Genomic DNA, 13080 nt, shown 5'->3' with positions numbered 1-13080 from the left:
TCAGACCTGTGCCAGGCCTCCATCCACGAAAACCTCGCCGCCGGTCATGAAGCTGCTGTCTGAGGACGCCAGGAACGCCGCAACCGCCCCCGTCTCGCTCGGGTCGCCGACGCGTCCGATCGGCGTCATGCTTCCGAGCGCATCGAAGGCTTCCTCGCCGACGATCTCCAGCGCCAGCTCCGTCTTGGTCGGCCCCGGTGACAGCACATTGACGCGGATGCCGGTGCCGCGCAGGTCCAGCGCCCAGCTGCGCGCCAGATTCCGGATCGCAGCCTTGGTCGCGCTGTAGATGCTGAACTGCGGCGTCCCCATCACCCCCGTGCTCGATCCGGTCAGGATGATCGACGACCCCTTCGTCATCAGCGGCAGGGCTTTCTGCACCGTGAACACCAGCCCCTTCACATTGACGTCGAAGATCTGATCGTAATGCTCGGGCGTGATCTCGCCGAGCGGCGCAAACAATCCGGTCCCAGCATTGGCGAACAGGATGTCGAGCCCGCCGCGTTCGGCCTTCACCGCCGCGTATAACCTGTCGAGGTCGGACATATCAGTCACCGAGCCCCTGACGGCGCGCGCCGAGGAACCCAGCTGCGCCACGGCGGCGTCGAGCGGCTCCTGCCGCCGCCCGAAGAGATAGACGAACGCGCCTTCGTCGATGAACCGTTTGGCCGCTCCAAATCCGATGCCGGTTCCGCCGCCCGTAACCACCGCCGACTTGCCTTGTAGTCTGCTCATGATGTGCTCCTTCACTAGGGTTGCACTGAGCTGGCGGCCTACCCACCTATCGACAAGTATGCACCTTTTGGTAAGTGCCCAAAAATGTCAGACACGATCTCTCCACCTGCGCAGGCTTCGCCACCTGTCCAAAGCTGCACCCCGACTTTGCCCGGCTTCACTTGCGGCCTCGACGCGACCCTGCGGGTCATCGCCGGCAAGTGGAAGCCGCTGATTCTGTACTTCCTCGCCCAGGGCGGGCCGACCCGCTACGGCGAGCTGCGGCGAGCCTTGCGCGACGTCAGCGACAAGGTGCTGATCCAGCAGCTCAAGGAGTTGGAGGCCGATGGTCTCGTGAAGCGGACCGACTACAAGGAGGTGCCGCCGCGGGTGGACTATAGCCTCACCCTTTTGGGTCACAGCCTCGCCCAAGCTCTCGTACCGCTCTGCGCGTGGGGCACCGAGCACATGGCGGAGGTCAGCCAGGTCTTCGCCGAGCGGGAGGCCTGGAATTCCAAGAGCCGGTGAATGTGATGGTCGAGATGCGTGCGATCAATTCACGCTTGCCAGATAGCCCGCCAAAATTGTCCTGAGCGTCTCGATACGTTCGTCGATCAGACCGACCTGCTGCGTGAGTATTTTTCGCAGCTCGTTGCACGGCGTGAAAGCCGGATCGTTGTTCCGCACGCAGGGGAGCAAGCGCTTGATGGTTTCGAGCGTCATCCCGGCGCCGCCGAGCATCTTGATGCGCCGCACCGTTTCCTCTTCGGCCTGGCCGTAGTCGCGATAGCCGGAGTTCGTCCGCAGCGGCGCGAGCAGTCCTTCGCCTTAGTAGTAGCGCAGCATTCGGACGCTGACCCCCGTCCGCCGGGAGAGTTCGCCGATCTTCATCTGAAGCCTCTTGACCCTGACAGCACTGTCAGACCCTACAGACTTTGCTCGTCCAAGTGAATGCCACTTGTGAAGGGAGCAACGATGAAAGCCTACCATTTGAATAGCCATGCTGGTGCTGGCCGCCTTGCGCGCGTCGAAATCAGCAAACCCGAACCCGCCAATGGCGAGGTCCGCATTCGGGTCGAAGCGGCAAGTCTGAATTACCGCGACCTCCTGATCCTCGACCGTGCAGGCCAAGGCGAGCTCAAGGGCCGCGTGCCACTCTCCGACGGTGCGGGTGTCGTTGACGCCATCGGCGCCGACGTCGCGCAATGGCGACTCGGAGACCACGTCGCTGGATCTTTCTTCCGCGATTGGATCTCGGGGCCGTTCAAGTCCAGCTATATTCCGTCATCCCTCGGTGGCAACACGATGGACGGAATGCTGGCTGAGTATGTCGTGCTGCCGGCGACCGCGCTGGTCTCAGTGCCGGCGCATCTGTCCGCGGTGGAGGCAGCGACCCTGCCCTGTGCCGGCGTCACGGCTTATGGCCTCATCGCACGCGCCGGGATGCGCAAAGGCGACACGCTGTTGGTCCAGGGAACAGGCGGCGTCGCGCTGTTCGGGCTTCAATTCGCGGTGGCGCTGGGGGCGCGTGCGATCGTGATATCCTCCTCGGATGAAAAACTCGCCCGCGCCAAGGCGCTGGGCGGCTCGATCCTCATCAACTATCGCGAGACGCCTGACTGGGATGTTGCCCTGATGAAGGCGACGAATGGCGCCGGGGCCAGTCATATCCTCGAACTCGGCGGTCCCGGCACCTATGATCGATCGCTGCGATCGGTCGCTTCGGGTGGCAAGATCGTCCAGATTGGTGTCTTGACGGGGTTCGGTCCCAAGCCCGACCTCGCGCGCCTTCAGTGGGAGAATGCCGACATCATCGGTGTCACCGTCGGATCGATCGAACACTTTGCCGCGATGAATCGCTTCCTGACCGAACACGCGATCCACCCGATCGTCGATCGGATCTATGGTTTCGATGAGGCACCCGAAGCGTATGCGCACCTGCGGACCGGCTCACATTTCGGCAAGGTCGTGATCAGGCTTTAGAAACCAGGGCCCAAGTCGCGATTCCGTCTTGGACCGATTTCGGGGCGCCTTGTATAGTCCGTGGACCGCAACGATCCCGGAGGACAGGTCAATTGAGCCTCAAAGCCGTTGTCTTCGATGCCTACGGAACGCTCTACGACATCCAGTCGGTCGCCGAGACCACCGAGGATGCGTTTCCGGGCTACGGTGAGATCATCACGCAGATCTGGCGGATCAAGCAGCTCGAATACACCTGGTTGCGCTCGCTGATGCGGCGCTACCAGGACTTCGCAGCCATCACGCGCGACTCGCTTGCCTATACGCTGCGCGTGCTCGGGCTCGCTTACGAGAACGAGGCATTCGAGCGCGTGATCGAGAAATATCTGCATCTCGATCTCTATGCGGATGCGACGGCAGCGCTCACGGCTCTGAAACCGCGAAAACTCGCCATCCTCTCCAACGGCAGTCCGGATATGCTGAATGCGCTCGTGCGCAACTCCGGCCTCGACGCCCTGCTCGACGCCACGATCAGCATCGACGCGAAGAAGATCTTCAAGCCGAGCCCGGAGGCCTATGAGCTGATCGGCGAGGTGCTCGGCACCGCGCCGGACGAGGCGCTGTTCGTCTCCTCCAATCCCTGGGATGTTGCGGGCGCGAAAGCATTCGGATTGAACGTTGCCTGGATCGAACGGGTGACGCCCGAAGCGATGGCGCTGGCTTGCGTCGAGAACGAACTCGTGGCACCGCTGACGATGTTCAAGGCGATCCGCACCCAGATGGACGAGCTCGGCTTTGCGCCCGATCATCGCGTCCGGGCGCTCTCGGAGCTGCCAAGGATTGCTTAGGCATCGCCGCCCGCCCATAAGTCTGGAATGAGCCGACCTGAATGAGCCTACAATCCGTTCGCGCCTTCTTCGCTGAAAAAGCCCCCGACATATCAGTCATCGAATCCCCGATCAGCTCCGCGACAGTGGCGCTGGCCGCCGAAGCCTATGGCGTCGAACCCGGAATGATCGCCAAGACGCTGTCGTTGCGGATCGGCGAGCGCGTGATCCTGATCGTCGCGGCCGGCACCTCGCGCATGGACAACAAGAAGGTGAAGGCCGCGTTCGGCGGCAAGCCGAAGATGCTGGGGCTGGAAGAGGTCGCGGAGGTCACCGGCCACGAGGTCGGCGGCGTCTGCCCGTTCGGACTGAGGGCGCCGCTGCCGGTCTATTGCGACGTCTCGCTGAAAGCGTTCGACGTGGTGGTGCCGGCCGCTGGCTCGACCCATAGCGCGGTGCGCATCACGCCGGAGCGGATGGCCGAGCTGACCGGGGCGGAATGGGTCGATGTCTGCGAAGTCAGGTCCGAAGCGCCCTAATCATCCTCGTCGTAAGGCCGGGGCTGGGTCGCCGGAGGCGGTGGCGCATTGTTATATCGTGGCGCCGGCGCGGCGCGATTGCCCGGAACCTGCTGCTGCGGCGGCATCTGGTTGTTGGACTGGAACACCGCGCGACAACCGCTGGAGAGCTGGGGCGTGTTCTGCCGCAAGCAGGCCGTAATGCGGCTCACATCAGGGATCTGGTCGCTGCACAGCCGCCACACATCCGGCGTGCAGGCCATCTGCTGCTCCATGGTTCCGCGATACTCTTCAGCGGATGCGGTGCCCTGCGCGACGATGCCGCCGATCGCAAGCGCCACACCCAGCGCAATCCGCTCTGTTCGCATGTCCGATTCCTTCGCGAGTCTCTCGAATTCTCTTCAATCAATGAGACGCGGAGAGGTTCTGGACCAACAAAAAATTGTGAAAACGGGCCAGGAACCTATTCTACCTTGCCGATCTTCTTCACTGCCGTAATCAGCCGCGCGCTGTCGACCGCCACGAACTCGGCAAACGCCGGCGCGTCCTGATAGGCAACGAGGCTGCCCGACATTTCGAAGGCCTTGAGCACGTCCGGGCTCGTCATCACCTGCGCCATCGCCTCGCGCAGGCGGGTCGCGATCGGCGCCGGCAGCGCGCTCTGCGCAAACAGCCCGGCCCAGATGTACATCTCGACGTCCTTGTAGCCGAGCTCCTGGAAGGTCGGTACATCGGGGAAGCTTGCGATGCGCTTGGCGCCGCAATTGCCGAGCACGCGCAGCTTGCCGTCCTCCACTTGCGGCTTCAGCGTTCCCGGTGCGGCGGCGATCGCCTGCACGGTGCCGCTGAGCAGCGCGGTGAGCGCTGGACCGGCGCCGCGAAACGGCACATGCAGCAGCTTGATGTCGGCGCTGCTCGCAAACATTTCCATCGCCACGTGCAGCGTGCCGTAAGGCCCGGACGAGCCATAGGTGATCTGGCCCGGGCGTTTCTTTGCGTCTTCGACGAAATCCTGCGCGGTCTTCCACGGCGCCGAGGCCGGCACGGCGAGCAGCGTGGGATCGGCCAGCACCCGCGCGATCGGCATGAACTGCGAGAGCTCGTAGGCGACCGGACGGTCGAACAGCCGGTCGGCTTCGGGCAGCACCGCGAGCGAGGACAGCGTCATCAGCAGCGTGTAGCCGTCGGGCTCGGCTCGCGCCGCCGCGGCATTGCCGACCGATCCACCGCCACCGCCGGCGCGGTTGTCGACGATGACCGCCTTGCCCAGGATTCGCTCCAGCGCCTGTGCGACCGGGCGCGCCGCGAGATCCGCCTGGCCGCCGGCCGGAAACGGCACGATCATGGTGACGTTGCGCGCGGGATAGACTTGCGCGAAAGCCACGCTCGACAACGAAGGCAACAACGGCAATGCGGCAGCGGCGCGCAGGACATCGCGTCGATCCATGGCAGATTTCCCCCTGTTTTCTTATTTCGGTGCCAGCCTAGCGTGACCGCCCGCAAGAACAAGCCGTGCGGCGGGATTAACGAAGCATTATCCATGTTCCGCCCGGTCAGGAACGCCCCCCGGACTCTACCGTTGCCTCGCAGGGAGTGGAGCGATGAATAGACTTCAGACCATTGACGTGGCGCTAGACGAGATGCTGGTGAATCTCGCCGCCATCGTCTTGCGGCTATCAAAACCCGACGTCACGCGGACGCCGGAAGCGCGACGCGCCTTGGCGCAATCCGTGCATCAATACGCAGTCTGCGCGAAGCGCTCGCGCGATCCGCGTGTCCATGATTTGAAGTCGCAGCTGGAAGAAACGTTGAAGCCGAACTTGCGCGTGGTCGCGCGTAATGATGTGACGGTGTCTTAGTCCAACTCCGTCATTGCGAGCGAAGCGAAGCAATCCAGGCTGCGAGCGAAGCGAAGCAATCCAGAATGCCCCGCGGAGACATTCTGGATTGCTTCGTCGCTTCGCTTCTCGCAATGACGGAGGTCGCTGAAGGCACTCGCTCTACGACGGCTTTGCTACGACGGCTTTGCCTTTCCGCGCACCTGCCGCTTGCACGTACCCGGCAGCTTCGCTGCGAGAAAATCGCCGAGCGCCTCGACGCGTGCGGGGCGCGGGCCGCCAGGTGGCGTCACCAGATGTACGGCGCCTTCAACCTGCTTCCAGTCCTTCAGGACCACTTCGACCTCGCCGGAGGAAATGGCCTCGCCGACGATGAATTCCGGAAGGTCGGCGATGCCGAGGCCGGCGATCAGCGCCGGCATTACCGCTTCGCCGTTGTTGACGCGGAGCTGACCGCCCGGACGCACGCTGGCCTGCTCGCCGGCCGAATTGGTGTAGTGCCAGACGTTGGGCGTCGAGAGATAGGCGTAGCTGAAACATTTGTGCTCGGCCAGATGCATCGGATGCGTCGGCCGTCCGTATTGCTTAAGATAGGACGGCGCCGCCACCGTAAAGCGCGGCATCGTGAAGAGCCGCCGCGCAATCAGCGAGGAATCCGGCAGCCGCGCGATCCGCACCGCCATGTCAAAGCCCTCGCCGATCAAATCGATGGTCGCATCGCTCAAGTGCAGATCGACCGAGACCTCCGGATAAGCCTCGAAGAACTCCGGCAGCAATGGCGCCACCGCCTTGATCCCGAATGTCATGGGGACGGCGAGCCGCACCAGGCCCCGCGGCGCTACCGACTGCGCCAGCGCTTCGTTCTCCGCCGCCTCGCCGTCGGACAGCAGGCGCGTCGCACGCTCGGCGAGCTTATGCCCGGCATCGGTCAGCGCGAGCCGGCGTGAGGTACGGTTGAACAGCCGGGCGCCGAGTCGCTCTTCGAGGCGCGTGACCGCCTTGGACACCGTCGCCTTGGACATCGCGAGTTCGCCCGCGGCCCCCGCAAACGACCGTAATTCCACGACTTTTGCGAAAATCGCGAGTGCCTCGAAATCGGGGAGTTTGGCCATAGAAGGGGATCCAACCGGGCTGTTTAAGGAAACAATGCGTTTCAACAGTTTCTATTTTTATACCACAGGCGGAGGCTTATCCAAGGGTCATCAGAAATTCAGGAATGGAGAAATCCAATGACCAAGAAGCTCTCAGGCAAGGTTGCCCTCGTCACCGGCGGCTCGCGCGGTATCGGCGCGGCCTCCGCCCGTGCACTCGCCGATCAAGGCGCGGACGTCGCCATCAGCTACGTCGCCTCTCCCGAAAAGGCGGAAGCGGTCGTCACCGAGTTGAAGGCCCGGGGCGTCAAGGCGCGCGCCTTCCGGGCGGACCAGGCCTCGGCCAAGGACGTGACGCAACTCGTCAAAGACGTCGCGAAGGAGTTCGGCCATCTCGACATCCTCGTCAACAATGCCGGCGTCGCTAGCGGAGGCGCGATCGACGATGCCAATGCCGACATCGAAGCGCTCGCCCGCCAGGATGCCATCAACGTGCATGGCGTGATCGCGGCGATCCGCGCCGCTTCGCAATTGATGGGGGAAGGCGGCCGCATCGTCACCGTCGGCTCGATGCTTGCCGATCGCGCCTCGTTCCCGGGTCTCGCGGACTACGTCGCCACCAAGGCCGCCGTGGTCGGTTACACCAAGGGCGCAGCGCGCGACCTCGGCCCGCGCGGCATTACCGTGAATGTGGTGCAGCCCGGCTCGATCGACACTGACATGAACCCGAAGGACGGCGGCGAGTTCGCCGAGACCCAGCGCAAGCAGCATGCGCTGCAGCGCTTCGGCCGCCCCGAGGAAGTCGCGGCTGGCGTCGTGTTCCTCGCAAGTCCGGAAGCCTCCTTCGTCACCGGCACGGTGCTCAACGTCGACGGCGGTTTCGGCGCCTGATCAAGGCGCCGCCCGCTCAAACAAGGAATTACGCAGATGATCGAACTCAGACCCTTCGCAAAGCTAGGCGGCGCCGATCACGGCTGGCTCAATGCCAAGCATCATTTCTCCTTCGCAAGCCATTATGACCCCGACAACATGGGTCACGGCGCCCTGCGGGTGTGGAACGACGACGAGATCGCGCCCAACACCGGCTTTCCCGCCCATCCCCACGCCAACATGGAAATCATCACCTATGTGCGCGAGGGCGCGATCACTCATCAGGACAGCCTCGGCAACGAAGGCCGCACCGAAGCGGGCGACGTGCAGGTGATGAGCGCCGGCAGCGGCATCCGCCACTCCGAATACAATCTCGAGCCGACCAGGACACGCATCTTCCAGATCTGGATCGAGCCGACCGCGCGCGGTGGCCAGCCGACCTGGGGCTCGAAGCCGTTTCCGAAAGGAGACCGCTCGGGCAAGCTCGTCACCATCGCGAGCGGCTTCGAGAATGACACGGACGCTCTGCCGATCCGCGCCGATGCGCGGGTGCTCGCCACCACACTGAAGGCGGGCGAGAGCGCGGAGTACGCGCCGGACAAGTCACGGCACCTTTATCTCGTGCCCGCGGCGGGGTCAGTCGAGATCAACGGCGTGCGCGTCAACGCCCGCGACGGTGCGGCGATCCGCGACGAGGACAGGCTGAAGATCACGGCACTGGAAGATTCCGAGATCGTGCTCGTCGACGCGGTTTAGCAACGCCTTCGTCATGCAGGCTTTGTCCCGGCATGACGCTCCCGACACCGACGCATCAAATCTGCATCCAACGGAGACCATCATGACCAAAGTTCTCGTCCTTTATTATTCCGCCTATGGCCACATCGAAGCGATGGCCAATGCCGTTGCGGAAGGCGCGCGCGAAGCCGGTGCCACCGTCGATATCAAGCGCGTGCCTGAGCTGGTGCCGGCCGAGGTCGCCAAGGCGTCCTATTACAAGCTCGACCAGACCGCCCCCGTCGCGACGATCGAGGACCTCGCAAACTACGACGCAATCATCGTCGGCACCGGCACCCGCTTCGGCCGCATGGCCTCGCAGATGGCGAACTTCCTCGACCAGGCCGGCGGTCTCTGGGCCAAGGGCGCGCTGCACGGCAAGGTCGGCGGCGCCTTCACGGCGACCGCGACCCAGCATGGCGGCCAGGAGACGACGCTGTTCTCGATCATCACCAACCTCTTGCATTTCGGCATGGTCGTGGTCGGCCTGAACTACGGCTTCGCCGGCCAGATGAAGCTCGACGAGATCACCGGCGGCGCACCTTACGGCGCCACCACGATCACCGGCGGCGACGGCAGCCGCCAGCCCAGCGCCAACGAGCTCGCCGGCGCACGCTATCAGGGCCGCCAGATCGCGGAGACAGCCAGGAAGCTGCACGGCTGAGCTACATGGCTAAGCTGCACGTCTGATGCGAGGGGAGCGCCCGTCAGCGCGCCCCCTTGCCCATAGCCCGCGCCGCAAAGGCGGCGAGCCTGGGGTGGCGGCGCGAGCCCTGCGCGGCGTGGTCACGCCACGCGAAGGGCATGCCGCGCCAGGACAGCGCGACGCTGACATCGGTCAGCGGTACCGGCTCGGCGCCGAAGCGACGCTTGTAGTTCTGGTTGCCGATGCTGAGATCGAAACGCCGCACGCCATCTGCATGCAGCGCCGCCATGGTGCGCTCGGTCACGAGCAGCCCCGGCGAGCAGCTCGACCAGGAATCGCCGGCATGGCTGATGCGCAGCAGGAAATAGGTCGCGCCGAACCTGACGCCGAGCGTGGTGGCGACGACGGCCTCATCGCAGACCAGCGCCGAGATGACGGCATAACCGTCCGCAACGCCCCGACGCGCGACCTCGCGATAGAACTGCGCATGGGTTTCGTCGTTGAGGACGAAGCGCGAACCAAGCTTTCGCATGCGCGCCTGCTGCTGGGCATCCATCACGTCCAGCAGCTCGCGCGCACGCGCGACATCGGTAGCGATCTCGAATCGCGCGCCGGCGTGACGGTTGAAGACGCGCCAGCAGCGCGGCATCTGCATGCGCTTGATCGAGGCCTGGTAATCTTCATAGTCGTCGCCGGTCAGCACGACGTTGCCGTTGAGCGAGCAGGACCCGACCCGGCCGAGCGACGCCAGCGGGTTCGGGTTGCCGCCGATCTGGGCCGGCATCTTCTTCAGGCGCAGCAAATCGAAGCGGTCCGGCAATGCGCGCAATGCGTCGATCAGCGCCTTGCCGATCGCCTCCGTCGCCGCCGCGTCCAACGCGGCATCGAGCGCCAGGATTGGCGCGTTGTTGTCGGAGACGCCGAGATCGGCGAATTCGACGATGCGGATGCCGCGCCTGAGGTGGCTGATCATCGGCACCATTGCGATGTCCCTGCCGGTCGTGGCATCGGAGATCAATGCAATCAGCGGCGAGTGACCGTGGAACGCCTCGTACCAGGCGCCGAGCCAGTAGCCATGCTGGAATGCAGTGCGATGGCCTGCGTTCAGGCGCGATGCGGCCCGCGGCCAATCACGCACGAAATCGACCGCGATTCCCGACGTGCTGGACACAAGACCATGTGGTTGCTCGACGCTGAGGATCGTCATCCGCGGGACATGCGATTACTGGGTGTTTCCAGATAGATTATGTTTTGTCGCGGCCACAAGTGACCTCACGGCTTATCGTTAAGCCGATGCAACTGCGGCGGCACCGGCTGCGACAAGTCGTCCGGTTCCGTTTCCGCGACGCATTGGAACCTGGCCAGGAAGTGCAGGCCGGCCACGGCAACTGCGAACATGAACCAGATCGGATTCTGCCGTTCCAGCAGGAAGGTTTCGGTGGCCCCGTAGTACAGGCCGAACAGCCACACGGTCAGGAACAGCTTTGCCAACGCACCACTGCGATTGTGAGTTCGGGCCGTCTGGAAATTGCCTAGCGGCGCGAGCACGAAGACGAGGATCACCAGCAACAGCCCCGGCAAGCCGATGGTGACCGCGAGGTCGAGATAGCTGTTGTGGCTGTGCGCCGCGCTCGTCGCCCATTCGGCGCCCTGGGCGGTCTGCCGCGCGGTCACGTCGTCCCAGAACGCGGCGTAGCCGTGACCGATGATCGGCTTCTCGGCGACAGCTGCGAGCGCGAACTCCCAGATGGCGGAACGGCCGGTGAAGGTGGGATCGAGCGGAAGCAGCCGCGTCGTCGCCCCGAGCGCCGGGCTCAGGACGCTGCCGACCGTCAGCAGGTTCATCACGATCAGCGGCACGAAGCAAATGATCCGCTTCAGCCACAGGCTCGGTGTGACGCAGACCAGCGAGGCGAGCGCGTAGATCGCAAGACACAGCACCGACGACGTCTTGCCGCCGGTGAAGATCAGGAAGAGTCCGGCCAGCGCGGCGATGGCCAGCCCCATCACGAACGAACCAATGGCAGACAAGTAAATGCCGACATAGATCAGGATGGTCATCACGGGCGAAGCGATGTTCTTGTGGCCGAAGCTTCCGCGCCAGTCGCCGGCCAACTGCGGCTCGGTGACGTCCAGTGCGGTGTGCATCGAGTATTGCGGCGCAACGAAGACGCCGAGATAGCAGAGCGCAAGCAGTGCGAGCGCGGCGCCGCCGAGACACAGGTTGAAGCTGCGCTGCGTCGGCGGCAACAATGGCAACAGCACCGCGAGCGACATCACGCTGGCTGCGAGCACGAAGCGCTGCATCGAGACTCCGCGGTTCTCGGAGAAGACGATGTTGATCAACAGCCAGCCGACCAGGCAGAGATGCAGCGGCGTCACCAAGGTCTTCAGCGCGGGCGCATCCGTTGCGGCGACGAACAATACCGCGACCACGGCCAATAGACCCCAGGAGACATAGGTGAGCGCCATTCGCCCGCCGACCACGGTGGTGACGTCCTCATTGCGCAGGTCAGGAAACGGATCGAGCGTCACCAGCACGAGGAGCAGGGCTGCGACTGCGACGAGGCAGCGCGCCGCCCGCACGGCGTTGACCCCCGCAAGCCCAACGCGCAGGACGTCGCCGAACGATCGGGCCTCGACGTCGGTCATGTCAGTGGCGCTGCGATCCATGGCTCGAGGTTGGTGGTGAAGCCGGGGGAAGCTCGAAGTCCTAGCCGATCCCTGTTAAGCATCCGTCAACCAGTCCGCCGGAGCTCTGCGGCGCCTGCTGCCGCACGATGCTCCGCGCGATCTCGTAATATTGCAGGGCACGCTGTTCCAGCGTGAGGTTGTCGAGCACGAAGCCGCGCGGATCGAACGTATCGGCGGCGCACCCGGCCCAGAAATCATCCCAGCCCGCCTCAAACCCGGCGATGTCGACGAACTTGGCGCCGCAACGATCGTCCCAGTACGGCACCGACGACACCGGCGCGAACTGAACGCGATGCGGATAATAATCGGGGTCCCGCCAGGGGCCGCCGGGATCCCAGGCCAGCACCGGCACGCCGCAAGACAATGCCTGCTGGTAGGCAATGCCCTGGCTCTCATTCTGGCAGAGGAAGATCATCGCACGCGATTGCGCGAGCGCGGCCCGATAGTCTTCTTCCTTGTAGCTGCCGTAACGCAGCTCGGTGAACGAGCGGCCTTCCCTCGTGAGCCGGGCGCGGACGGGTTCGATCAGCTCCGCCGCGTAGCGCTCGCGATCCCAATGCACCTTGTCGTAGATCAGGACATCGACGCTCTTTTGCGGCGTCGGCGACGGCGCCCAGAGATCCGTGTCGATGCCGATCGGCCAGGCCTCCGTGTCGGGCCAATGCGGTCGATACATGTCGGCGTACCACGGGCCGGGCACCACGACCTTCTTGACCGGCAGGCGCTTGAACAGGTCGGGATCGTCGAGTGGATGATTGTGGGCGGCGACGCCGAGCAGGATCGGATTTTTCCAGGCGAACTTGTCGAGCAGGAAGGTGCGGCCGATGATGCAGGCGAGTTCGCCCGGATGCCGCGCGATGTAGCCATAGTCGTTGACGCGATAGCGGATACCGAGCCGGTCGAGCCCCGCACAGAGATTGAGGAACACGCGGAGCTGCCCGCTCATGCGCGGCTCGCCGAGCAGCATGCGACGCGCCATGCGCCGCAAATGCCGATCGCCGGGAAACCAGCGATCGTCCTTGTCCTCGTAGAACAGGTTGAGGACCATGTCGTCGGGATCGTAGTCGAATGTCTTTGCGGGCACTGGGGTCCATCCGCGGCGGCCTGATGCGCATTCTCGCATGGGACCGGCTGCCGCACTCTTCCAAA

Annotated in this window: 15 protein-coding genes and 1 pseudogene; 8 read left to right on the top strand and 8 right to left on the bottom strand. The window is 64.2% G+C overall.

What is annotated here, in order from left to right:
* Positions 1–735, bottom strand: coding sequence for an SDR family oxidoreductase (locus IVB47_RS18600; protein ID WP_247404007.1), 735 nt, complete (start codon positions 733–735; stop codon positions 1–3).
* An 84-nt stretch (positions 736–819) separates the two neighbouring features.
* Here IVB47_RS18600 and IVB47_RS18595 point away from each other — a divergent pair, with 84 nt between their 5' ends.
* Positions 820–1242 carry a helix-turn-helix domain-containing protein gene (locus IVB47_RS18595; RefSeq protein WP_247463059.1) on the top strand — a complete coding sequence of 141 codons (423 nt, stop codon included), beginning with the start codon at positions 820–822 and terminating at the stop codon, positions 1240–1242.
* 24 nt (positions 1243–1266) lie between these two features.
* On the opposite strand, the pseudogene IVB47_RS18590 reads toward IVB47_RS18595, so the two are convergent.
* Positions 1267–1605: pseudogene (locus IVB47_RS18590) on the bottom strand (MerR family transcriptional regulator).
* Positions 1606–1689: 84 nt separating this feature from the next.
* Here IVB47_RS18590 and IVB47_RS18585 point away from each other — a divergent pair.
* The 3 genes from IVB47_RS18585 to IVB47_RS18575 all read left to right on the top strand — a co-directional run bounded on the left by IVB47_RS18585 (position 1690) and on the right by IVB47_RS18575 (position 4039).
* Positions 1690–2697, top strand: a complete 1008-nt coding sequence (locus IVB47_RS18585; RefSeq protein WP_247463057.1) for an NAD(P)-dependent alcohol dehydrogenase — start codon at positions 1690–1692, stop codon at positions 2695–2697.
* 92 nt (positions 2698–2789) lie between these two features.
* On the top strand, positions 2790–3521 hold the full coding sequence (locus IVB47_RS18580; protein ID WP_247404015.1) for a haloacid dehalogenase type II: 732 nt from the start codon (positions 2790–2792) through the stop codon (positions 3519–3521).
* A 41-nt stretch (positions 3522–3562) separates the two neighbouring features.
* Positions 3563–4039, top strand: a complete 477-nt coding sequence (locus IVB47_RS18575) for a YbaK/EbsC family protein (RefSeq protein ID WP_247404018.1) — start codon at positions 3563–3565, stop codon at positions 4037–4039.
* On the opposite strand, the gene IVB47_RS18570 is transcribed toward IVB47_RS18575, so the two are convergent.
* Together IVB47_RS18570 and IVB47_RS18565 are read right to left on the bottom strand one after the other, a co-directional pair.
* A complete protein-coding gene (locus tag IVB47_RS18570; protein WP_247404020.1) occupies positions 4036–4386 on the bottom strand; it encodes a hypothetical protein in 351 nt (116 codons plus the stop codon). The genes IVB47_RS18575 and IVB47_RS18570 overlap by 4 nt on opposite strands.
* Positions 4387–4481: 95 nt before the next feature.
* Entirely contained in the window at positions 4482–5465 is a 984-nt protein-coding gene (locus IVB47_RS18565; protein ID WP_247404023.1) for a tripartite tricarboxylate transporter substrate binding protein, read from the bottom strand.
* 154 nt (positions 5466–5619) lie between these two features.
* Here IVB47_RS18565 and IVB47_RS18560 point away from each other — a divergent pair, with 154 nt between their 5' ends.
* Positions 5620–5877, top strand: coding sequence for a hypothetical protein (locus IVB47_RS18560; RefSeq protein WP_027520456.1), 258 nt, complete (start codon positions 5620–5622; stop codon positions 5875–5877).
* A 155-nt stretch (positions 5878–6032) separates the two neighbouring features.
* On the opposite strand, the gene IVB47_RS18555 is transcribed toward IVB47_RS18560, so the two are convergent.
* Positions 6033–6968, bottom strand: coding sequence for a LysR family transcriptional regulator (locus tag IVB47_RS18555; RefSeq protein WP_247463055.1), 936 nt, complete (start codon positions 6966–6968; stop codon positions 6033–6035).
* 117 nt (positions 6969–7085) lie between these two features.
* On the opposite strand from IVB47_RS18555, the gene IVB47_RS18550 reads away from it, so the two are divergent.
* The 3 genes from IVB47_RS18550 to wrbA all read left to right on the top strand — a co-directional run bounded on the left by IVB47_RS18550 (position 7086) and on the right by wrbA (position 9255).
* Positions 7086–7838 carry an SDR family oxidoreductase gene (locus tag IVB47_RS18550; protein WP_247463053.1) on the top strand — a complete coding sequence of 251 codons (753 nt, stop codon included), beginning with the start codon at positions 7086–7088 and terminating at the stop codon, positions 7836–7838.
* Between the two features lie 36 nt (positions 7839–7874).
* On the top strand, positions 7875–8573 hold the full coding sequence (locus IVB47_RS18545; protein ID WP_027565463.1) for a pirin family protein: 699 nt from the start codon (positions 7875–7877) through the stop codon (positions 8571–8573).
* An 82-nt stretch (positions 8574–8655) separates the two neighbouring features.
* The gene (gene wrbA / locus IVB47_RS18540; RefSeq protein WP_027565464.1) at positions 8656–9255 is read left to right on the top strand and encodes an NAD(P)H:quinone oxidoreductase; all 600 of its coding nucleotides are present in this window, start codon (positions 8656–8658) and stop codon (positions 9253–9255) included.
* A gap of 43 nt (positions 9256–9298) precedes the next feature.
* Here the strand turns inward: wrbA and IVB47_RS18535 are convergent, their stop codons facing one another.
* From IVB47_RS18535 to IVB47_RS18525, 3 genes are all read right to left on the bottom strand, one after another.
* Positions 9299–10444 carry a GNAT family N-acetyltransferase gene (locus IVB47_RS18535; protein WP_247463052.1) on the bottom strand — a complete coding sequence of 382 codons (1146 nt, stop codon included), beginning with the start codon at positions 10442–10444 and terminating at the stop codon, positions 9299–9301.
* Positions 10445–10509: 65 nt separating this feature from the next.
* The gene (locus IVB47_RS18530; RefSeq protein ID WP_247463050.1) at positions 10510–11910 is read right to left on the bottom strand and encodes an O-antigen ligase; all 1401 of its coding nucleotides are present in this window, start codon (positions 11908–11910) and stop codon (positions 10510–10512) included.
* Between the two features lie 40 nt (positions 11911–11950).
* Entirely contained in the window at positions 11951–13015 is a 1065-nt protein-coding gene (locus tag IVB47_RS18525; protein WP_247357906.1) for a glycosyltransferase family 1 protein, read from the bottom strand.
* Positions 13016–13080: the final 65 nt, after the last annotated feature.

Origin of the sequence: Bradyrhizobium sp. 62, assembly GCF_023073035.1 — a bacterium.
GTDB lineage: Bacteria > Pseudomonadota > Alphaproteobacteria > Rhizobiales > Xanthobacteraceae > Bradyrhizobium.
The sequence above is the reverse complement of the archived record's forward strand: the minus strand, read 5'-3'. Positions and strand labels throughout refer to the sequence as shown.